Annotated in this window: 18 protein-coding genes; 6 read left to right on the top strand and 12 right to left on the bottom strand. The window is 72.5% G+C overall.

Annotation, left to right across the window (positions count from 1 at the left end; translation table 11 throughout):
• Positions 1-62: 62 nt before the first annotated feature.
• Positions 63-1907 (bottom strand): transketolase, encoded by a 1845-nt coding sequence (locus tag ACN27G_RS21535; RefSeq protein WP_421494581.1) that lies wholly within the window; start codon positions 1905-1907, stop codon positions 63-65.
• Between the two features lie 639 nt (positions 1908-2546).
• Here ACN27G_RS21535 and ACN27G_RS21530 point away from each other — a divergent pair.
• On the top strand, positions 2547-4451 hold the full coding sequence (locus tag ACN27G_RS21530; RefSeq protein ID WP_421494580.1) for an amidohydrolase: 1905 nt from the start codon (positions 2547-2549) through the stop codon (positions 4449-4451).
• 84 nt (positions 4452-4535) lie between these two features.
• Here ACN27G_RS21530 and ACN27G_RS21525 read toward each other — a convergent pair whose 3' ends face one another.
• The 8 genes from ACN27G_RS21525 to ACN27G_RS21490 form a co-directional block, all read right to left on the bottom strand.
• On the bottom strand, positions 4536-5666 hold the full coding sequence (locus ACN27G_RS21525) for a hypothetical protein (RefSeq protein WP_421494579.1): 1131 nt from the start codon (positions 5664-5666) through the stop codon (positions 4536-4538).
• A gap of 167 nt (positions 5667-5833) precedes the next feature.
• Positions 5834-6724 carry a sulfite exporter TauE/SafE family protein gene (locus ACN27G_RS21520; protein ID WP_421494578.1) on the bottom strand — a complete coding sequence of 297 codons (891 nt, stop codon included), beginning with the start codon at positions 6722-6724 and terminating at the stop codon, positions 5834-5836.
• Positions 6721-7329 (bottom strand): rhodanese-like domain-containing protein, encoded by a 609-nt coding sequence (locus tag ACN27G_RS21515; RefSeq protein ID WP_421494577.1) that lies wholly within the window; start codon positions 7327-7329, stop codon positions 6721-6723. Before ACN27G_RS21515 ends, ACN27G_RS21520 begins: the two co-directional genes overlap by 4 nt.
• A 75-nt stretch (positions 7330-7404) precedes the next feature.
• Positions 7405-7554 carry a hypothetical protein gene (locus tag ACN27G_RS21510; protein WP_421494576.1) on the bottom strand — a complete coding sequence of 50 codons (150 nt, stop codon included), beginning with the start codon at positions 7552-7554 and terminating at the stop codon, positions 7405-7407.
• A gap of 329 nt (positions 7555-7883) precedes the next feature.
• Positions 7884-9317 (bottom strand): hypothetical protein, encoded by a 1434-nt coding sequence (locus ACN27G_RS21505; protein WP_421494575.1) that lies wholly within the window; start codon positions 9315-9317, stop codon positions 7884-7886.
• 300 nt (positions 9318-9617) lie between these two features.
• Positions 9618-10535, bottom strand: coding sequence for a hypothetical protein (locus ACN27G_RS21500; RefSeq protein ID WP_421494574.1), 918 nt, complete (start codon positions 10533-10535; stop codon positions 9618-9620).
• Positions 10536-10634: 99 nt separating this feature from the next.
• Positions 10635-11045 (bottom strand): VOC family protein, encoded by a 411-nt coding sequence (locus ACN27G_RS21495; RefSeq protein WP_421494573.1) that lies wholly within the window; start codon positions 11043-11045, stop codon positions 10635-10637.
• A 94-nt stretch (positions 11046-11139) separates the two neighbouring features.
• Entirely contained in the window at positions 11140-13095 is a 1956-nt protein-coding gene (locus tag ACN27G_RS21490) for a family 43 glycosylhydrolase (RefSeq protein ID WP_421494572.1), read from the bottom strand.
• 225 nt (positions 13096-13320) lie between these two features.
• On the opposite strand from ACN27G_RS21490, the gene ACN27G_RS21485 reads away from it, so the two are divergent.
• The 3 genes from ACN27G_RS21485 (at position 13321) to ACN27G_RS21475 (ending at position 15432) form a co-directional block, all read left to right on the top strand.
• Positions 13321-14508 carry a helix-turn-helix domain-containing protein gene (locus ACN27G_RS21485; RefSeq protein ID WP_421494571.1) on the top strand — a complete coding sequence of 396 codons (1188 nt, stop codon included), beginning with the start codon at positions 13321-13323 and terminating at the stop codon, positions 14506-14508.
• Between the two features lie 193 nt (positions 14509-14701).
• The gene (locus tag ACN27G_RS21480) at positions 14702-14884 is read left to right on the top strand and encodes a hypothetical protein (RefSeq protein ID WP_421494570.1); all 183 of its coding nucleotides are present in this window, start codon (positions 14702-14704) and stop codon (positions 14882-14884) included.
• A complete protein-coding gene (locus tag ACN27G_RS21475) occupies positions 14881-15432 on the top strand; it encodes a hypothetical protein (RefSeq protein ID WP_421494569.1) in 552 nt (183 codons plus the stop codon). The genes ACN27G_RS21480 and ACN27G_RS21475 overlap by 4 nt, the downstream gene beginning before the upstream one ends.
• Before the next feature lie 30 nt (positions 15433-15462).
• Here the strand turns inward: ACN27G_RS21475 and ACN27G_RS21470 are convergent, their stop codons facing one another.
• Both ACN27G_RS21470 and ACN27G_RS21465 read right to left on the bottom strand, forming a co-directional pair.
• Positions 15463-16920 (bottom strand): YibE/F family protein, encoded by a 1458-nt coding sequence (locus tag ACN27G_RS21470; protein WP_421494568.1) that lies wholly within the window; start codon positions 16918-16920, stop codon positions 15463-15465.
• Between the two features lie 161 nt (positions 16921-17081).
• Positions 17082-17681: a TetR/AcrR family transcriptional regulator gene (locus ACN27G_RS21465; protein ID WP_421494567.1), complete on the bottom strand. Its 600-nt coding sequence runs from the start codon at positions 17679-17681 to the stop codon at positions 17082-17084.
• A 134-nt stretch (positions 17682-17815) separates the two neighbouring features.
• Between ACN27G_RS21465 and ACN27G_RS21460 the strand changes: the two genes are divergently transcribed.
• Positions 17816-18745 (top strand): DUF72 domain-containing protein, encoded by a 930-nt coding sequence (locus ACN27G_RS21460; protein WP_421494566.1) that lies wholly within the window; start codon positions 17816-17818, stop codon positions 18743-18745.
• Positions 18746-18810: 65 nt separating this feature from the next.
• Here ACN27G_RS21460 and ACN27G_RS21455 read toward each other — a convergent pair whose 3' ends face one another.
• On the bottom strand, positions 18811-19752 hold the full coding sequence (locus ACN27G_RS21455; RefSeq protein ID WP_421494565.1) for a threonine/serine dehydratase: 942 nt from the start codon (positions 19750-19752) through the stop codon (positions 18811-18813).
• Between the two features lie 67 nt (positions 19753-19819).
• Between ACN27G_RS21455 and ACN27G_RS21450 the strand changes: the two genes are divergently transcribed.
• Positions 19820-20587: an MBL fold metallo-hydrolase gene (locus tag ACN27G_RS21450; RefSeq protein ID WP_421494564.1), complete on the top strand. Its 768-nt coding sequence runs from the start codon at positions 19820-19822 to the stop codon at positions 20585-20587.
• Positions 20588-20723: the final 136 nt, after the last annotated feature.

Genomic DNA, 20723 nt, shown 5'->3' with positions numbered 1-20723 from the left:
GCCATCACAAGCCGGGGCCGGCAGGTCGACGACCTGCCGGCCCCGTACTGTCCGGGGTGGTGTCAGCCCTGTGCCGTCAGCTCCTGGACCGCCGCCGCGATGCTCTCCGGCGAGATGCCCGCCGCCCCGAAGAGAGCGACCGACGTACCGGAGCCGGGCAGCTCCTGCACGGCCAGGTGGCGTACCCGGGTGGAGACGTCCTGGCGGGCGAGCGACTCCAGCACCGCCGAGCCGAGGCCACCCTCGGGGTAGTGGTCCTCGACCACCACGAGACCGGCCGGCGTGCGCTCCGCGCTCCGGGCCAGCGCCGCGTCGTCGATGGGCTTGATCGAGTACGCGTCGAGCACGCTCACCCGCACGCCCTGCGCGGCCAGCGTCTCGGCCGCCTGGAGTGCGAGGTGCACGGTGACACCGGCGGCGACCACGGTCACCACGTCGTCGTCGGAGGAGCGGACCAGCCGGGAACCGCCGATCGGAAAGTCGTCGTCCGCACCGTAGAGGACCGGGTAGGCGCCCCGGGTGGCGCGCAGGTAGCTCACTCCGTCGCGGTCGGCGAGCGCGGCGGTCAGCTTCGCCGTCGAGGTCGCGTCGGAGGGGTAGAGGACCGTGGAACCGCGCACGGCCCGCATCGCGGCGAGGTCCTCGAGAGCCATCTGGGACGGACCGTCCTCGCCGATCTCGACGCCGGCGTGGGTGCCGCAGAGCCGGATGTTGACGCCGGAGACGCCGGCCATCCGGACGAAGTCGTAGGCCCGGGAGAGGAAGGCCGCGAACGTCGCCGCGTAGGGGACCAGCCCGGCGACATCCATGCCGACGCAGGTCGCCACCATCTGCTGCTCGGCGATGTAGGTCTGGAAGAACCGGTCGCCGTGCTTGGCGGCGAACTGGAGGGTGTAGGTGGAGTTGCCCACCTCGGCGTCGGCGACCACCACGTCGTCGTCCGAGCCGAGCGCCACCAGCGTGTCGCCGAACGCCTTCCGCACCGCCACCTTCGCGCCCAGCTCGTACTGGGGAAGCGTGTAGCTCTGCGGCTTGCGCTCCGGCCGGTCGTCGGCGCTCTCCGGGAGCAGCGGGGTGAAGCGCAGGTCGGTGACGCCGCCGAGTTGCCCGATCACCCGATCGGCGATCTCCGCCGGCAGCGGCTTGCCGTGCCAGTTGTCGGCGTTCTCGACCTCGCCGTACCCGTGGCCCTTCCTGGTGCGGGCGAGGATCACCACCGGCCCGTCGGACCGGGCGGCGGTGGTGTAGGCGCGGTCGACCTCCGCCACGTCGTGCCCGTCCACCACGATGGCGGTGCAGCCGAACGCCTCCACCCGGCGCACGTACCGGTCCATGTCCCACTGCAACTCGGTGGGGCCGACCTGGCCGAGGCGGTTGATGTCGGCGATGACGGTCAGGTTGCCGAGCTGGAACCGGGCCGCCGTGTCCAGTGCCTCCCAGACGGAACCCTCGGCGAGCTCGCTGTCGCCGCAGAGCACCCAGACCCGGTACGACTCGCCGGTGACCCGGGCGGCCTGGGCAACGCCGACGCCGATCGGCAGGCCCTGGCCCAGCGAGCCGGTCGCCACGTCCACCCACGGCAGCTCGGGGGTCGGGTGACCCTGTAGGGCGGAGCCGGCCCGCCGGTATTTCGTCATGAGATCGTCGTCGCTGACCACCCCGGCGGCCTTGAAGACCGAGTAGAGCAGCGGTGAGGCGTGCCCCTTCGAGAAGATCAGGTGATCGTTCCCGACTCGCTGTGGGCGTGACCAGTCGTACCGCAGGTGCCTGGTCACGAGGACGCTGAGGAGTTCGGCTGCCGAGGCGCTCGAGGTCGGGTGCCCCGAACCCGCCGACGACGTCATCCGGACGCTGTCGACCTGGAACTGCCTCGCCAGTGCCACTGCGTGATCGAGATTTGAAGTCACGTTTGCAGCATAGCGGTCCGGTTTTCTGTCCCCCAACGCTCCAGAAAAGTCACGGATCTCCCGGTTCGAGGAATTGTATCGCTACGGGAGCCCTCAGCCGAGTTGCGCCTGATGGTCGGCGGCCCACCGTACGAGGTGCGCGGGCGGTTGTTTCGGGTCGAGGTCTTGACATCGCGTGGTGATCGGCACATTGTGATCCCAGCCGTCCGTGTAGCGGACGATCGTCCGTCAGCGGGGGCTAGCGGCTCAGTCTCCGAAGGGGCGTCATGGCATCGTCAACCACGAAGCGCACTCCTTCCGGCCAGCCCTCTTCGTCGGAATCCGATCACGCGACGTTCCACGCATCCCTGCGGTCTGCTCCGACTAACGGACGCCCGTCCGCTGTCTCTCGGGAATCCCAGACCGGGCACTGAATCCTCCCGACTGCCGGTCCGCTCGACGACCGGCCGATCGGACCGGCACCCACTCACACCCCGTATCACCACCCCGTATCGCCCCCACCGTCGCCCGTCCCGTCGTTCTGCGCCGGGCGACCCCACCGGCAGACGCGTACTCCGATGAGGACGTGCGGATCCGCCGTGTCCGAGCCAGGCAGGTACCGGACGGCGGGCGGCGATCACCCGACCCCAGGAGCACCAGATGGCAGACACCTCCGAGCACCGCCACGAGAGCGAGCACGAGCAACGCCATGAGCACGGACACGAGAAGAGGCCCGAGCGGTCCGGCGGGACGCTGTCCCGCCGCGGGCTGATCGTCACGGGCGGCACGCTGGCCGCGGCCGCCGCGATGGGCGGCTCGCCGGCGCCGGCGTCCGCTCGCCCGGCCCCGCACCGGCCCGACGACGGCCGCGACGACCTGCTCCTCGTCAACGGCAGGATCCACACCATGGACGACCGCAACTCCGTCGTCTCCGCGGTCCGGATCAGCGGCGGGCGTTTCACCGCGCTCGGCCGGGACGCCGAGCGCGGCGGCGCGGCGAAAAGGATCGACCTGCGTGGACGTACGGTCGTACCGGGGCTCATCGAGAGCCACAGCCACTTCGTCAGCCTGGCGAACCGGCCCGGCTACCACGTCGCCGAATGGGAACTCGCGAAGAACGTCGCCGAGGTGCTCGGGTACCTCGCGGCCCGCCGCCGCGACGTGCCACCGGGGCAGTTCGTCACGGCGATGGGCGCCGGCACGCCACGCATGTTCGCCGAGCAGCGACTGCCGACCCTCGCCGAACTCGACTCGGCGGTACCCGACCGGCCGGTCCTCGTCTACCAGAGCGGCTTCGGCCCCGCCCGGGTCAACACGCTCGGAAAGCAGTTCTTCGAATCGATCACCGATCTCCCGGTCACCGTCGGCGCGGACGGGACGATCGCCACCGGCAACCCGAACATGGCGAACCGGGCCCTCTACCACCTGCGGATCCGGCAGACCTTCGAGGACAAGCAGCGCAGCGCGCTGGATGCCATGGCGTACTCGGCGAGCGTCGGAGTCACCGCGATCCTGGACCAGACCCTCGTCGCCTCCGCGACCGGGACGCTGGATCCGTCCTCGCTCGACCCGCAGCCGACGCACGGGCTGCCCACCCTGGACCACTACCGGATGTACGACGGCTGGCTCGCGTTGCACGCCGACGGGCTCGCGTTCGTGCGGTTGCAGATCAACTTCCTGCACAACCAGGGCTTCATCCCCGAACTCGGCGGCCTGGAGCGGCAGTTGCCCGAGCTGCGGGAGCGGCTGAAGAACCAGTTCCCGTTCTTCGGCGACGAGATGCTGCGTACCGGTGGCATCGGCGAGTGGGCCGCGCCCTTCGCCCAGCCGACGAACGCGGACGGCTACGCGGTCTGGCTGGAGGCGCAACGACTCGTCGCACGGGCCCGCTGGCGCAACGAGAACGCCCAGGGCGGCAGCCCGACGAACACCGCCGCCATCGAGCAGGTCGTCGCGGCGTACGAGCAGATGGAGGCGGAGTTCGGCATCAAGGAACTGCGCTGGGGTCTCCAGCACGCCGACCATGCCACGCCCGACCAGCTCGCCAGGCTCAAGGCACTCAACTGTGGCGTCTCCGTGTCGGGCTTCCGCTGGCTGGGCGGCACACCCCGCAGCGACGGGCTCCCGGTCGGGCCGCTCTTCAAGCAGATCCTCGGCAGCGGCGTCCGGATGGGCATGCACGCCGACGGCGTACACATCGCGCCGCACAACCCGTGGTTCTCGCTGCACTACGCGACCACCGGGCGCAACCTGCTCGGCGAGCAGATCAACCCGGGCCAGCAGATCAGCCGGCAGCAGGCGCTGCACGCCCACACCCGGGGCAACGCGTGGTATCTCAACCGGGAGCACGACCTCGGCTCGATCGAGCGGGACAAGCTCGCCGACCTCGTCGTCCTCGACCGGGACTACTTCAGGGTCAGCGACGCGGCGATGCGCGACATCCGACCGATCATGACCATCGTCGACGGTGACATCGTGCACGACACCGGCGAGCTGCGCGGTCGCCGGGACTGGGGACACGACCACGACCACTGCTACGACCACCGGGCGCTCACGCGCCGCTGAGGGCAGCGTCCCGGTGCGGCGTGCCGTGGCGCGGCACGCCGCACCGGGACCGGAGAGCGATCCGGCCACGCGGGCGCGGCGCGGTCAGTGCCGTCCCGTGACCAGTACGCCGGTGAGCCGGTCGTACCGGTGGACCCGGGCGTACGACTCGGCCGGATTCTGCAGGCCCCTGACGCGTACGGTCAGCACACCGTGCCGGACCCGGTCCCTGGCCGTGATGCGCAACCAGGGCCTGCCGTCGCGCAGCGCGGTGACCTCCTCCACCAGGTCGCCGTCGCGTCCGGCCGCGATCGCGTAGCCCGGACCGTCAGCCGGCTGGATGTCGATGCCGCCGTCTTCGCGAAGCGTGAACGTCAGCACGAGGTCGCCGCGGCCACCGTTCGCGTCTCCGACGAAGTCGTAGAGCGGGGCAGGCTCGCCGACGTAGTACTTCAGGCGCCCGAGTCCGGTGACGTCCATGCCGTTGTAGAAGTTGCGTCCCGCCGCGTCGAGCCAGAAGTGCGGATTGTGCGTCGGCGAGTTGAAGTCGGGGCCCGAGTTGTAGGAGATGTGCCAGTGCGGCGGGTTGTCGGCGTGCAGGGTGTTGTTGGTTTCAAATCCCATCAGGACGAACCGGTGCCCCTTGGCGGCGGCGATCCCGACCATGCCGGAATCCCGGCAGATCGCGTGCGCCGCCACGAGCTGATGGATCACCGACGTGACGGCGCCGCCCGGCCACGGCACCGTCGTCCACGGCCCGGCGGCGCGGTCGGGGTCGTTGTGTTCGATCCGGTAGTTCATGCCCGGGGAGACGTCGGGAAAGCTCCAGACCTGCAGCGTCGGCTGGTTCGCGCCGGCCGTCGGCTGTGTCATGGGCAGCGCGAACGTGAAACTGTCCCGGTCGCCACGATCGCGCCGTACCGCCAGGCGAAGATCCTGGTGGACGACCGCCTCGACCGGGACGTCCGGCCACCGGACCTTCACCTCGATGCCCGCGGCGTTCCGTGGGCCACGCACGAAGGTGTAGTACTCGGCGCGGGAGGCGACGGAGTAGGTGGCGCCGGGCACGATCTCGTAGCCGGCGGGCAGCGTGATCTCGGGCTGGCCGGGCACACCGGGGAGACGACGTACGACGCGAAAGGCACCGTACGTCGTCTCCTCCGCGCGGGCGACGCCCGGCGTCGCCATGGCCAGACCGGCGGCCGGGACGCTTGTGAGCAGAGTTCGTCTGGTCAAGGATCCACTCATCGGGAGGTCCCTTCCGATCACGGCGACGTCGGCCCGGTGATCTCAGCGAAATATCGGCTTCGATCTTTCCGGTTCGTCGCGGGATCGGCCGCCCCGCGCCGTGTTCCGGCACGGAACGACATGTGAACTCTCGACCAACTCGACGCGGGCTCAACTCAGCGTTCGCTGTGCTGCCGTTCGCTGTGCCGCCGTTCGTGATGTCGGCGTTGGTGGTGCTGCCGGAGGGCCAGGGCCGCTGCGGTGCCGCCGACGGCGGTCGCCGCGCCGGCCCAGAGCAGTGGGTTCGTCCGCAGCTCGACCGGGAGCTGCTGGGCGAGCACGAACACCCCCATGGTCACGACGAACCAGCCGAACCCCTGCCGGAGGAGCTTCTCCGGGATGCGACCGGCGAGCCGGCCGCCGACGAGACTGCCGGCCACCGCTGCGGCCGTGACCGCGGCGGCGAGCGCCCAGTCGATGCCGACGGTGGAGAGATAACCGGCCAGGCCCGCGAAGGATTTCATCGCGATGACGACAAGCGAGGTGCCGATCGCGTACGGCATCGGCAGGCCGCCGAGCAGGGTGAGCGCGGGTACGACGAGGAAGCCGCCGCCGGCGCCGACCAGGCCGGTGACCAGGCCGACCGCGACGCCGTCGACGATCACCCGCAGCACCGGCACCTCGTGTCGTACCGGCCGGTCGACCCGCCGGCCCCGGATCATCGCGGTGGCGGTGGCGAGCATCATCAGGGCGAATCCGGTCAGCAGGAGGCCGGCGGGGACGTAGCCGGCCAGCCGACCTCCGAGATACGCACCGGCCATGCCGGCGAGGCCGAAGACGAGCCCGGTGCGCCAGCGGACCCGGCCGGCGCGGGCGTGCGGAAGGACGCCGACGGCGCTGGTGACACCGACCACGAGCAACGAGGTGGCAATGGCCTCCTTGGCCGGCAGGCCGGCGACGTAGACCAGCAGCGGCACGGCGAGGATGGATCCGCCGCCGCCGAGCAGGCCGAGACTGACACCGATCAGGACGGCCAGGCCGAGGGTCAGGGCCAGGCCGGCGGTCACGACCGGCGCCCGGCGGGTCCGTCCCGCAGCTGCCCGACGATGGTGTCGAGATCGCAGCTCGCGCCCCGGTTGTAGGGGAGCCTGCCCAGCAGCGTGCCCAGCAGGCAGGTGTTGGTGATCGAGGCCAGGGCCAGCCCGGCCCCGATCAGGCCGGCCAGCCACTTCGCGCCGGGCAGCACGACCGAGACGAGGATGCTGAGCAGGACGATCGTGCCGGCGACGAGGCGTACCTGCCGTTCGAGGTCCCAGCGGGGCCTGCCCTGGTTGACCGGCGCGCCGACGGCCTGCCAGGCGAGGATGCCGCCGGTGAGGACCTTCAGGTTCGGCAGTCCGGTCCCGGCGAGGGTCTGTTCGGCCTGTGCGGCGCGGGCGCCGGAGCGGCAGACCAGCACGACCTCCTCGTCGAGGTGGTTGCGCAGCTCGGTGCGATGCTCTCTGAGCAGGTCCAGGGGGACGTTGTACGAGCCGGGGATGTGGCTGGTCTCGAACTCCGCCGGGGTCCGGACGTCGAGCACCCGGGGTGCGCGGCCGGTGTCGAGCAGCTCGCGCAGGGTGGTCGCGTCCAGGGGCGCGGGCGTGGTGGGGCGTGCCGGGGACGTGTCCATGTCTCTCCTCGGATCGGCATGCGGATGCGGGATGGCCAGGTGGTGGGGTGGCCGGCCGGGCGCGGCCGGCGGTGGTCAGGCGGTACGGGAGGCGGGCGCGCCGGACTGCTCGTACGGCGCGGATTCGTCGTCGACGAGCACGACCTCGCCCCCGGCGTTCGCCAGCAGGGAGGCGGCGGTCGTGGCCCGGTGTCCGGAGGCGCAGTGCACCCCGCCATCTGTCACCTCTCTCTCAGCGCGTACCTCGCATATACCCCGGGGGGTATATGCAGGGCAGTCTTCTCCCCTGATGGGCCGGCGGAGGTGTCGCCGTGCCCCGTTGTCGGGGCCCGGATGGCACCCCGGCCCCGGGCCCTGCCCCGCCGATCCTGCGGACCTGGTGGCCGCCGCCTGGCGCGGGAAGCCCTCGGTCCTGTCGGGAACAATACCCCGGGGGGTATCTGATGCGCTAGTCGGGAGACGGCAGCAGGCGCGGTCGCCGCGGGTGGACCATGGTCAAGGCCATGGCCACCGCACAGGGACCGCGCCTGCCGAGGCGCTGCGGGGGTGCAGGGTCAGCGGCGTACCGTCCGACGCCGGCGGGTCAGGAAGATCAGGACCGCTCCGGCGATGAACAACGCGACGCCGACGACGATGACGGCGATGGTGTTCGCACCGGTCAGCGCCAACCCGCCGCCCGTACCCTGGGTGCCGGTGCCGGTGCCGGCCGCCGGGGGTGCCTCGGCGACGACGTCGGTCCCGTCGCCGGCCGACTCCTCGGACGGCGGTTCGGTGGCCGCGGGGGTCTCCTTGTCGGAATCGTCGTCTGCGGGCTTACCGGAGCCGCCGGGCTGCTGTTCCTCCGACTCCTGCTCGTCCTGGCCGGGCTGCTCGTCGTTGCCCGGCTCGTTGCCCGGCTGTTCGGCGGGTGGCTCCTGGTTGCCGGGTTGCTCGGCGGGTGGCTCCTCGTCGCCGGGCTGTTCGGCGGGTGGCTCCTGGTTGCCGGGTTGTTCGGCGGGTGGCTCCTGGTTGCCGGGTTGCTCGGCGGGCGGCTCTTCGTTGCCGGGCTGCTCCGCAGGCGGTTCCTCGGCGGCCGGCTCGACCTGGATCCGGACGGAGTCGAGTGCGGGGATCTGGTTGGCACGAACCATCATCGGGATGCGGTGCGAGCCGTCGCCGGCCCAGGAGGCGCACTGCGCGATCCCGGCGGGCAGGCCCGGCACCTCGATGATCACGCGGTCCGGCTCGTCGCCGCCCTTACCGTCCTCCGTCGCGACGAAGAACGCGGGCACCGGGGCCGGCTCGGCCGCCTCCGTCGTGCTGGTGAGCATCCGGCAGGCCGTGTGGAAGTGACCCCGCACCAGGCCCTCGTCGTTGAGCAGGGAGGTCTCCCGGTAGTAGCCACCCTGCGCCGCCGGCAGGAACCGGTCGCGGACCAGGTTGCGGGTGCTCACGACGAGCCGGAACGACTGGCCCTCGCGTACCCGTCGCGGAGCCTCGCTGATCAGCAGCGTCGGGTTCTGCTCGGCGGCACCCACCTCACCGAAGGCCGTCGACACACACCGGCCGCCCTCCTGGAAGCCGGTGTGCGGCGAAAGCCTGCTCTCGTCGCAGTTGTCGCCGAGCGACTCCAGACCGCCGCCGCCCGGGGCGCCTCCTCCGGAGTTCCCCGGCGCCTCACCGCCCGCCTCCTGCTCCTCGCACTCTTCGGTGGGCGGAGGCGGCGACACCGTCGACTGTGACGCCTCCGACGGGGACGGTGACGCGTCGCCGGTCGCGTCGCCTCCGGCGGCATCGCCGTCCTCGCCGGCATCGGCCGGTTGCGATGCGCCGGCCGACGGCGGAGGTGATGTGGGCTCGCAGGCGGGGGCCGCCCGCTCGCTCTCCGCGTTCGAGATCTGTGTGACGCCCACCAGGCCACCGAAGACGGTGAGGGTGGCGACCACGGCAATGACCCGGCGACGCGGGCCGAAACGGGCGGAGGCGCGACCGCGGTGCGACCGTCGCATGTGTATGAACCCTCCCAGTAATCGTGCGCTGCGGCTCGGGTCGGCGGATTCATTGCCGTGCCGGGACGACCGTCTCCGGCTTCTGGCTGATCCGACGACCCAGGTGGCGGCGGCATCGATGCTGCGTGGGCCGTCCTGCGCGCCGCAAGCTCACGTTAGGGACCGGGTCGTCGGCGAATCAAACTCACGTCGCAGAAATGCGCTTCTCTTGAAGGGAAGATAATGGAAACTTATGGTTCGGTCGGCGGCGCCCGCCACCGGGCGAGTGGCGGCGTTCGGCGGTCGCGACGCACTGCCGTGTTACGCGGGGTCGGGGTGCGCGCGGTCGGAGCGTGCTGGTTCGCCGTGTGCTGGATCGGCGTGCGTCAGGGTGAGCTGATCGAGCAGGAAGGCTTCGAGCCGGTCCCACGAACTCTGCAGCAGCGCCGCCGGGTCCTCGGCGGTCATCATGTCCCGCCCGGGTATGAACGCGCTCCGGGTGAAGTGCACGCCGCCCAGCACGTAGCTCAGCTTCAACACCGTGTGCCGGCCGTGGGACTGTAGCGACGGCGTCAGCGCCGGACCCGGGAACGGTGCGCCGCAGTGCGTGCAGAGCTGGCGGGACTCGCCGTCCCGCCGGCCGTCCAGCGGTGCGCCGTGCCGGTCGCACCGCCGGCACAGCCGCTGCCACGTCTGCGGAGGAATTCCGTGGGGAATGGTCGGCCCGAACATCTCGGCGGCGGACGATCCGGCGGGGAGCGACCGGGTGGCCTGCCACGCGCCGGCGTACGGCAGCGTGTGGCGCGGGTCGGTCAGCTCGCGTTCCAACCGCTGCCAGGTGTCCCGGACCCGGCCGATCAGGTGCTCGGGTACGGGCTCCTGCCGCTGCCGGAGGTCCACGCCGGTGAGGTCGCAGCCGACGTACCGGTGCCCGTCGTCGAGCCGGAGGTGCCAGGTGCCGGGGTGGCCGGCCCGCTCGAAGATCTGGGCCCGGTAGTGCCCCTCGTACCAGGTCTGGACGTCGAGGCCGACCAGGTCGTCGTCGACGGCCGCGCTGATCAGGTCGGGGCGCCACCGCATCGGGGTGGCCAGGTGACCGGCCTCCCGGGTGTCGGTGTCGTCGCCGAGGTAGCTGGGTCGGCAGTCGTCCGAGCAGTACGCCGAGCCGTCGGCTGGGGCGGCTCCACACGGGCAGAGGCCGGACATCGCCCGGTCGATCCGGTCGAGGATGTTGGCCATGACATCGCCGCCTTGATGCTGGTGGACGCGCTCGGAGTACTATCCGTCGCCGAGGTGACGCATTCAAGAATATCGTTCTATGTGTCGATCGTGGCGACGTTACGCCTCCCTGTCCTCGGGATACCAGCGCAGCTCGACGGTGTTGCCGTCCGGGTCGCGTACGTAGATCGAGATCGCGCGACCGCGCGCGCCGAACCGGTCGACGGGCCCTTCCAGCACGGTGAACATGCCCGACTCGATCACCTCCGCCCAGTCCAGCGGCTTCACCACCAGGCAGATGTGGTCGACGTTCGACTCGCCCCGGTGACCGTGCACCAGGTCGATGATCGTCTCCGGGGCGATCCGTACCGAGGGGAACGGGACCCGGCCCGCCCGCCACTCGTCGACCCGGACCGGTGCCAGGCCGAGGGTCCCGCAGTAGAACTCCAGCGACCGCTCCACGTCCTGCACCGTGAGCACGAGGTGGTCGAAGGCCGTGACCCGCACCCGCGTCGTATCGGTGGTGCCCATGTCTTCTCCTCCTGTCGGACCGGTCGGCGGGGACGAGGGCGAGCCTCTCACGGTGCGCCGCGCCGCCGCCTGTCACGGGTGAGGCCGCCGTCTGTCACGGGGTGAGCAGGAGGATCCGGTCGGGCGTACCGGGCAGGGTGGCGACGGTGCCGGCGGAGTCGACCAGCCGGTAGCCCTCGCCGTCGACCGCCTCGATCCGCCACCGGAAGGCCGGGCCGGAGCCGTGCCGCGGACCGAGCGTCAGACGTACGCCGCCGTCCCGGCCGGTGACCGCCGTCAGCGGCCGTTCCGCACCCCGGTTGACGATCCGGAAGTAGCCCTCGCCGGCCGGCGTGAAATACCAGAGTTGGCAGTTTCCGGCGCGGGGCCGGTCCGCGACGACCCGGCCGGTCGGCCCGGACCGTGCTGTCCGGCGCTCGCAGCCCGGCACACCCCACACCCGCTGCCCGGCGGCGTCGACGATCAGCACGTCTCCGACCGGTTCGAGGCGGAACTGCTGGCAGTCGTTGTCCAGCCAGGACCAGACCTGGACCGGCGCGCCCACCCCGCCGCAGCCGGCCGCTTCCAGCACCCGGCCGGCCAGCCGGTTCTCGATCCGGGACCAGCCGTCGGCGGTCGGCACCACCCGGAACCGCTGGCAGTCGTTGGCCAGCCACCCCCAGAGGGCGACCCGGGCACCGTCGGCGTCGACGCAGCCGGCGACCTCGGCGACCTTGTTGCTGGACCGGTGCAGCAGGCTGACCTGGCCGTCGCCCCGGTACTCCGGCCGCCACTGCTGGCAGGTGCTGGCCTCCGGCTCGGCGATCTCGGCGATCCGAACGTCGGCGCCCTCGTATCCGCAGGTCGGCACGCTGACCGCCGCGCCGCTGGCCCGGTTGACCAGGGTGAACCAGGCGCTGCCGTGACCGACCCGGACGCTGCCGGAGCGGGGGTCACCGAGCCGGGGCCAGCCGCCGACCCAGGTGATCGGGCGCACGGAGAGCCTGGGCAGGCCGCCGTCGGTGGCGTCGTAGTAGTGGTGGGCGAACCAGTCACCACCCGGCCCGGCGAAGACGTCACCGCCGCCGGTGCCCCGGAACTCGTTGTAGCCGCGCAGCAGGTCGGTGCCGCCGCCGTCGAGCAGTGGCACCCCGGCGGCGTCCAGGTAGGGTCCGGTGATGCTGGTGGAGCGGCCGACCACCGTCCGGTAGTCGGCGTCGACGCCCCGGCAGCAGAAGTCCAGGCTGGCGAAAAGGTAGTAGTGACCGCCCCGGCGGACGATCGACGGATTCTCGATCGAGGCGCCGCCGCGCGACGCGATGTGGTGCAGGGTCGTGTCGGCCGGCAGGCCGGTGCTCCGGTCGATTTGGCGGATCCGGAGCCCGTCCCAGAACGAGCCGAACGCCAGCCACGGCTGCCCGTCGGCGTCGAGGACCAGGTCGGGATCGATGGCGTTGAAGGTGTCGGTGTCGCGCGACCGCATCACCATGCCGTGGTCGACCCAGCCGTACGCCGGGCTCTCCGGGTCGAGCGTCGGCGTGGTGGCCAGGCCGATCACCGAGTTGTTGGTGCCGAACGACGATGCCGCGTAGTAGAGGTGGTAGGCGCCGTCGAAGAAACTGACGTCGGGTGCCCAGAAGTCGGCCGGGACGGTGCCCAACTCCTCGACGACCCAGGCCGGCGGGGTGCGGAACACCGTGCCGAGCTCTGTCCAGTGCAGCAGGTCGGTCGAGCGCTTGATCGGCAGGTAGGTGCGGGTCCCGGCGTCGCCGGTGATGATCGTGTAGTAGTACCGGCCCTGCCGGAGCACGGTCGGGTCGTGCGCGACCGGGTCGGCGGCGGCCCGGCCCGCCGGGGCGGGTGCCGGCGGGGGCCCATGGTGTCCGGCCCGTGCGGCCGGGCCGCCCAGCGTCACCACGAGGGCCGTGGCCAGCCCGACCGCCACCCCGAACCTCAGCCGGCCGAACCTCAGCCGGCCGAACCTCGGCCGGCTGGATGGCCGGCGACGGGGCGTCCAGCGGTGGCCGGACGCCGGATCGTGCACCCGTGCTACCGCGACCGCGCGAACCATCTCCCGCTCCCTCCGCCAGGCCGCCGCCGGAGCGGAACGGCCGACCACGACGGCCGCGCATCGAGCGGCGGCACTGTCCCGGCGCTGCGAGCATAGACAACCGTGCCACGCTGGACCGGCCCGTCGGCGGGCCATCTTCAGGAAGGCTCTCCCTGTACCGTCGGAGGCGGCGGTCCGGGGTAGGGCCCGGACCGCCAGCCACCCCAGCCCTACCTGGGAGGCCCGATGCCACGCCGCGCCGTACCCGCCGACCCTTCGATCGGTGACCGAATCCGCGCCCGCCGTCAGCTACGCGGCTGGAGTGTCCGCCACGCGGCAGGCCGCGCCGGCATCTCACACACGTCCTGGTCCCGCATCGAACGCGGCCAGCAGCGCACCGACCGGTACATGGTCGTCGACCTGGCCGCCGCGCTGGAGTGCTCCGTGGTGGAGTTGACCGGCCAGCCGTACGTGCCGGCAGACCGGCAGCTTGACGCCGCGCGGATCGACGCCGAACGGGTCTGGCTGGAGATGATGCGCCACCCGCCCACCGAGCCGTCGTCCGTTACCAACCAGCACCCGGCCGCCGTCCAACGCGAATCGAATCTGGTACGGGACCTCTATGGCCGGTGCGACTACGCCGGGGCGATGCACCGGCTGATCGGACTGATTCCCGCGCTGCGTCTCGGCGAGAACCGGCGCGAGGCGGTCCCGGTGTACGGGGTCGTGATGGGCTGTCTGCTCAACGTCGGCTTCCCCGCGCACGCATGGCTCGCCGCCGAGCAGTGCGTTGCCGCCGCCCAGCGGCAGGACGATCCGGTGGGCCTCGCCGTCGCTGCGGCGAACCAGGCGCGCGTTCTGTCCTACACCGGGGCGTACGGTCCCGCGCGGGCAGCGTGCGACCGGGCAGCGGACGACCTCGATCGTGACCTGTCCGCTCCGGCCGCCCTGGATCTGATGGGCTTTCTGCATCTGGCCCGAGCCCACCACTCGGCCGGCCTGCGGGATGTCGCCGGAGCCGAGGCGCACCTGGCCGAGGCGACCCGAATCGCGGACCGGACCGGCGAGACGGACGCCTGGGACATGGCGTGGGGGCCCCGAAACGTGGCGCTGTGGCAGATGGCGCTGCAACTCGACACCGGCCGGGCCGGCGAGGCGATCGAGACCGCGCGAGGCATTCGGGTGGCGGACCTACCGGCGGTGCGGCAGGTCTACTTCTACATGGACATGGCGCGGGCCCTGGCCGATGTCGCCCGGCACCATGACGCGGTGCGGATGCTGCTTGCGGCCGAGCGTGTCGGCCCGCAGCACACCCGGTCTTCGGCGGCGGCCCGGGAAACCGCGCGATTGCTCTTGCGCCGGGGGTCGGCGGGGTCGGAGCTTCGGGGTCTTTGTGAGCGGATGGGCGTCATCGCCGAAAGTAGTGGTGCGTAAGCGTTCCACCACCATGCGTGTGACTCCCTAGCGTTCGCTGTGGGACACCGGTCGGGAGCCCGTACCCGCCCCGGCGTCCCGGCCGGCCCGGGCCCCGCCCCCCGGGTGACCCGGGTCGGTCCCGTCATCCGCCCACAGTGAGCGGCGCCCCGCGACTGGTCTCCGGGGTGCCGTGGCGTCAGGAGGTTCCGACGTGGATATCACTCTGGCCCGCCGCCGGGTCGACCAGATGATCGAACGCCAGCACCGGGCCGGCCGCCGCTGCCCGGAGTGTGCGCCCCGGGGTGGCTGCCTGCGGCTGCTCGCCGCCGTCCACCGCCGCCTCGACCGGGCCGCCACCGCCCGGATCCCGACGGGCCTCCGGCGGCTGGTGTGAACGGCGCCGACGGCCCGCCGGGACTCGCGATCGACACCGCTCAGCGGATCGTCCTGACCCATGCCGCCGACCCGCCCGCACCGTGCACCCAGTGCCGGGAGCGGCGCTGCTGGCTGCTGGAGACGGCGGTCAAGGTCGTGGTCTTCGACGGCTCGCCGATCGACCCCCGGTTGCACGCCGCGATCACCGCCGCCGCCCGCCGGATCGCCGACGTGCACGCACCCGGCGACGACCGGCTCTGCTCACCGTGCCTGCTGGAGGAGTGCGAGGCGCTGGAGATCGCGACCGCGTGGCTGCACGTCACCGGAGAGCGGACGGCGGGGCGCCGGACCGCCGTCGACGTCCTCACCCCCGACCTCGACGAGGCGCGGCGGGTGGTGCGGCAGCATCAGGGGTACGGCTGTCCGCGGTGCACCCCGGCGGGGTGTCCGGCCGAGGACGCCGCGGTGCCGGTGGTCTTCTCGGACGTGGCGAGCAGGTGGCCGGAGGGCCCGAAGACCCTGGCAGAGGTGGAGCGGATCGCCCGGGAGATGCGGGGCGACGGCTGACGCGACGGGAACGGGGCGCCGGCTCGTCGGTTACGGCCGGGTGTGCCGGTGGCGGTCGACGAAGGCCATCCAGGGATCGTCGGCTTCCGGTTTGTTGCCCGGCGTCCTGGTCGAGGGCTGTCCGGTCGCCGTCGCCGGTGGGCCGCCGTTGGTCGACGAGGACGCGGGCCCGTGTGGCGTCGACGTCGCGGCGGCCTCCTGCCGGGCGGCCGTGGTGGCCTGCCCGGTGCTCGGGTCGTCCTGCCCGGCGGCGGGGGTGGGGAGGACCGGGACCGGCACCACCTGGCCGGCGTCCGCCCCCGAGCCGTGCCGGGCGGCGAGCAGTGCCGCCAGGGCGGTGGTGATCGGCACGGCGGCGATCAGCCCGATGGTGCCGACCGCGCTGCGGACCAGTTCCTGGGCGATCAGCTCGCTGGTCAGCAACTCGCCGACCGGGGTGGCGCTGTCGGCGGCGAAGAGCAGCATCAGCGGCAGGGAGGCACCGGCGTACGCCAGCACGATCGTGTTGATCACCGAGGCGATGTGTGCCCGGCCGACCCGGGTGGCGGCGGAGTAGAGCCGCCGGAACCCGTAGCCGGGGTTTGCCCTGGCCAGTTCGGTGACGGTGGCCGACTGGGTGACGGTGACGTCGTCGAGCACCCCGAGCGAGCCGATGACGATGCCGGCCAGCAGCAGGCCGCGCATGTTGACCTCGCCCTGGGTGACGGAGAGGTAGTTCGAGGTCTCGTCGGCGATGCCGGAGAGGTGGGCGGCGGCGGTCGCGATCGCGGAGAGCGCCGCGGTGATGGTCAGGCTGGCCAGCGTGCCGGCCACCGCGATCGTGGTGGTCATGCTGAACCCGTGCGTCAGGTACAGCACGGTGAGCATGATCGCCGCCGCGCCGACGATGGCGACGAGCAGCGGCGAGCGCCCGTCGAGAATGGCCGGCACGATGAACATCAACAGGATCGCGAAGGTGACGCCGAGCCCGGCCAGTGCGCTCAGCCCGCGCCACCGGCCGAAGGCGAGGACGGCGAGCGCGAACACCACCCCGAGCAGCCACAACTGGGTGGAGCGCTGGTGGTCGATGATCGAGTACTGCCGCTCCGGGCTCTCCTCCAGATAGAGCAGTGCCACCTCGTCACCGGGCTGCACCCGGATGGCGCCCGGACCGGACGGCACGTCGGTGCTGACCCGCTGCCCGGCCCCGACGCCCTCGGTCAGGTCGACGGTGACCGTGCCGCAGTCGGTCGGGACTCCGGCCGGCAACTCCTCGTCCGCCACCGGCGGCGGGCAGGGGACCGGGTCGACCGCGACGACCGTGCCGAGCACCCGGGTCGGCCCGTCGGCCTGGCGCGCGGTGGGGGTGTCGTCGGGCCAGAGCAGCACCATCGCCACGAGGGTCAGGAGTGCCGCCGGGATCAGCAGCGCCAGGCTCAGCCGCCGGGCCGCCCGGCCGGGCGGCGGGCCGGAGCGCGGCAGGTGGCTGTGTGCGTGTTCGGAACTCATCGGCTCGACTGCTGGCCTTCCTCGTCGGTCGATCGGCGGGCACCGGCCCGAGCATCGCAGCCGGAACCTCCCGACGGGCCAGCATGACACGCCGCCGCCCGGCCGGGCGAGCAGCCGGAAACCGTATGCACGCAGGCGATCATGGAGAGCTCGGGTGCAGGTCAGCGGATGAGGGTGTCGGTGAGCCGCTCGGCAGTCTCCTGGTTGAGCGCCTCGTGCCCGAGGAGGAAGCGGTACCAGAACAGCCCGTACGCCTGGTCGACGAGAAGTTCGAGATCCAGCTCCGGGTCCAGTTCCTCCCGTTCCCGGCCGCGCCGGACGATGGCGTGCAGCGCGTCCCGGCGGGTCCGGGTGAACTGCCGGAAGAGCTCGGCGGTGCCGGGATCGCGGGCCGCCTCGGCGGCCAGGGTACGCAGCACCGCCGCCGTCGCCGGCTCGTTCGCCCGGGCGAACGTGTGCGCGAGAAAGGTGCAGAGGTCGCCCCGGAGTGACCCGGTGTCCGGGACGGGCACCAGCGACTCTCCCCAGTCGGTCAGCGCCTCCAGCAGCACCGCCCACTTCGACTGCCACCAGCGGTAGATGGTCTGCTTGCCGACGCCGGCCTCGTGGGCAAGGACGTCGACGGTCAACCCGCCGTCGTGCGGGGCGGTGAGCAGGCGGAGCGCCGCGTCGAGGATCGCCTGCCGGGCCTCCTCGTTGCGGCGCCGGCCGGTGTGCGCCCGGCGATGCCCGTCGGAGCCGTCGGAGCCGGTCGGAGTCACCGGGCCAGCATACGATTTGTCGGAACTGCCGGTCTCGGTAACGAGACGGAGTGTAGGGCGCTGTCCCTCTCCCGGTCGTTCGTCCCGACCCGGGAGGTTTCGACCCTGCTGCCCGGTGGGGAGAAACTGTGGACATGGGCGAGATGAAGGTGGGCACCTCCTCGTGGGCGGACCGGTCCCTGCTCGCGTCCGGCTGGTATCCCCGGTCGGCCAACACCCCGGCCGGACGGCTGGCCTACTACGCCGAGCGGTTCGGCCTGGTCGAGGTCGACACCACCTACTACGCGGTGCCGGCGCCGGAGACGACGGCGGCCTGGGTGGACCGCACGCCGCCGGACTTCACCTTCGACGTCAAAGCGCTCGGCCTCTTCACCGGGCACGGGATCCAGGCGGCGGCGCTCCCCGCCGACCTGCGGCCACCGGGCCGGGAGACCGGCCGGGTACGCCGCCGCGACCTGCCGGAGTCCAGCTACGACGAGCTGTGGCGGCGGTTCCGCGAGGCGGTCGAACCGATCGCCGGTGCCGGCAAGCTCGGTGTACTGCTGTTCCAGTTCCCGCCCTGGCTGACCCGGGGCGAGCGGGCGGAGCAGCGCGTCCTCGACGCCGCCGAGCGCTGCCGTCCCTGGCGGGTCGCGGTCGAGTTCCGGCACGCCTCCTGGTTCGACGGGGAGAACGCGCCGGAGACGGTCGGCTTCCTCGCCCGGCACGACATCTCGATGGTCAGCGTCGACATGCCGCAGGGCCACGAGTCGTCGGTCCCGCCGCTGTTGCTGGCCACCGCCGAGCCGGCGGTGATGCGCTTCCACGGCCACAGCCCGGAGTGGACCACCGGCGACAAGGAGGGCCGGTTCCGGTACGCCTACCGCGACGACGAGCTGGCCGAGTGGGCGGGACGGCTGCATGACCTCGCCGACGAGACCGACGAGCTGCACGTACTGCTGAACAACTGCTGCGCCGGGCAGGCGCAGCGGGACGCGGCCAGGCTCGCCGCCCTGCTCGGCCCGGCGGCCGACTGGCCCGGCCGGTACGCGCGGCGCCGCGCGGCCCTGCGGGTGGTGCGGTAGCGGCCCGGGACGACGGTCGGCGGCCGGTCGGCAGTCGGCGGTCGGTCGGCGGGTGGTGCCGAGGGTCAGCCGGCCAGGTCGGCGGGGTCGGTGTTGGCGCCGCAGAGCAGCACCGCCAGTCGCTCCCCGGCGGCCGGCCGGTACGCGCCCGAGGTGAGCGCGGCCAGCGCGGCGGCGGTGCCGTGCTCGACGGCGAGCCGGTAGGTGCTCCAGAGCAGCCGGCGCGCCTCGACGATCTGTTCGTCGGTGACCAGCACGCTGCGCACCCCGGCGCCGACGGCCAGCTCGTAGGCGATGGTGCCGACCCGGCGCGCGCCGAGCGAGTCGGCGGCCACCCCGGCGACCGGTACGTCGACCGGCCCGCCCGCCGCCAGCGCCGCGTGCAGCGCCGAGGCGCCCTCCGGTTCGACCGCGACCACCCGGGCCCGGCCGTCCAGTCCGGCGGTCACCCCGGCCATCAGCCCGCCGCCGCCGACCGCCACCAGCACGGTATCCAGCTCACCGGCCTGGTCCAGCAGCTCCAGCGCCACGCTGCCCTGACCGGCGCAGATCTCCGGCTGGTCGTAGGCGTGGCAGAAGAGTGCCCCGGTGTCGGCCGCCCGCTTGACCGCGGCCTCGTACGCCTCGGCGTACTCGCTGCCGTGCGGGACCACGGTGGCGCCGAGCTGTCGCAGCCTGCCGACCTTGACGGCGGGGGCGGTGGTCGGCACGTACACCTCGGCGGGCAGTCCGAGGGTGCCCGCCGCGTACGCGACGGCGGCCCCCGCGTTGCCGCCGGAGGCGGTGACCACACCGGCGGCCGGCAGCTCGCCGCGCTCGGCGGCGGACAGCACCCGGTTGAAGACGCCACGTGCCTTGAACGACCCGGAGTGTTGCAGGAACTCCAGCTTCAGCCAGAGGGCGCCGGCCGGGCCGGCGAGATCGGGCTCGATCCGGGCCACCGGGGTCGTCCGGACGTGTCCGGCTATCCGGGTCGCCGCCTGCCGCACATCGCTACGGGTGATCACCGTCGTCCGTCCCTTCCGCCTGCTCCGCCGTACGGTAGCCCGCGCCGGTGGGCGGCGTGGATATGGTGTGTGCCAGCCCACCCGGTCCGGCCAGGGACCCCGCACGGGAGGTCGCGCGATCATCGACGGCATCACCATCCGGCAGCTCGCCGGACGGGTCTGGATCTCGCCCGGCGACCCCGACCCGGCGAACGTCCAGGCCGGCGTGGCGGTCGTCGCCGACGAGCGCGGCAGCGTGGTCGTGGACGCCGGGCACAGCCCCGCGCACGCCCGTGCGATCCAGGCCGCGATGCGGGCCGCCGGCCTTCCCCCGGCCCGGTGGCTGGTCTACACCCACCACCACTGGGACCACGTCTGGGGCGCCTGCGCCTGGCCCGACGTCGAGATCGTCGGTCATGTCGCCGGCCGGGAACTGCTCCGGCAGGAGGCGGCCCGGCCGTGGAGCCACCGCTACCTGCGCGAGCAGGTACGCGCCAACCCCCGGCTCGGCCCGAGCTTCCGGGCCCGGGCACTCGCGATGGAGGGTTGGGACGGCTTCGCGATCCTGCCGCCGGGTCGCACCTTCGCCGACGAACTGACCCTGCCGTCGGGCGTACGGCTGCGGCACGTCGGCGGCGGACACGCTCCCGACTCGACAGTGGTGTACGTCCCCGACGCGGGCGTGGCGCTGCTCGGCGACTGCTTCTATCCGCCGCCGGCACACCTGCGCGGCTCCGACGACGGCCTCGACCTGGCGATGGTGCGCGACCTGCTCGACGACGACTACGAGTGGTACGTCCAGAGCCACGACGAGCCGGTCACCCTGGCCCAGGCCCGCCGGCTCGTGTCCGCCTGACCGCCCACCCGTGACCCGGCCCGCGCTCCGGAGCCGGACCGTGGAATTCCACATCGGGCTGATCGGGGCAATTCAGCATCGGACCCACCGGGGACTCAAGATCAGGCCGATCGAGGTATGGACCCGCATCATTCGC

This window comes from Plantactinospora sp. WMMB334, from assembly GCF_049179095.1.
Taxonomy (GTDB): Bacteria; Actinomycetota; Actinomycetes; order Mycobacteriales; family Micromonosporaceae; genus Plantactinospora.
Note: the sequence above shows the minus strand (reverse complement) of the source record. Positions and strands in the feature narration are given on the sequence as shown.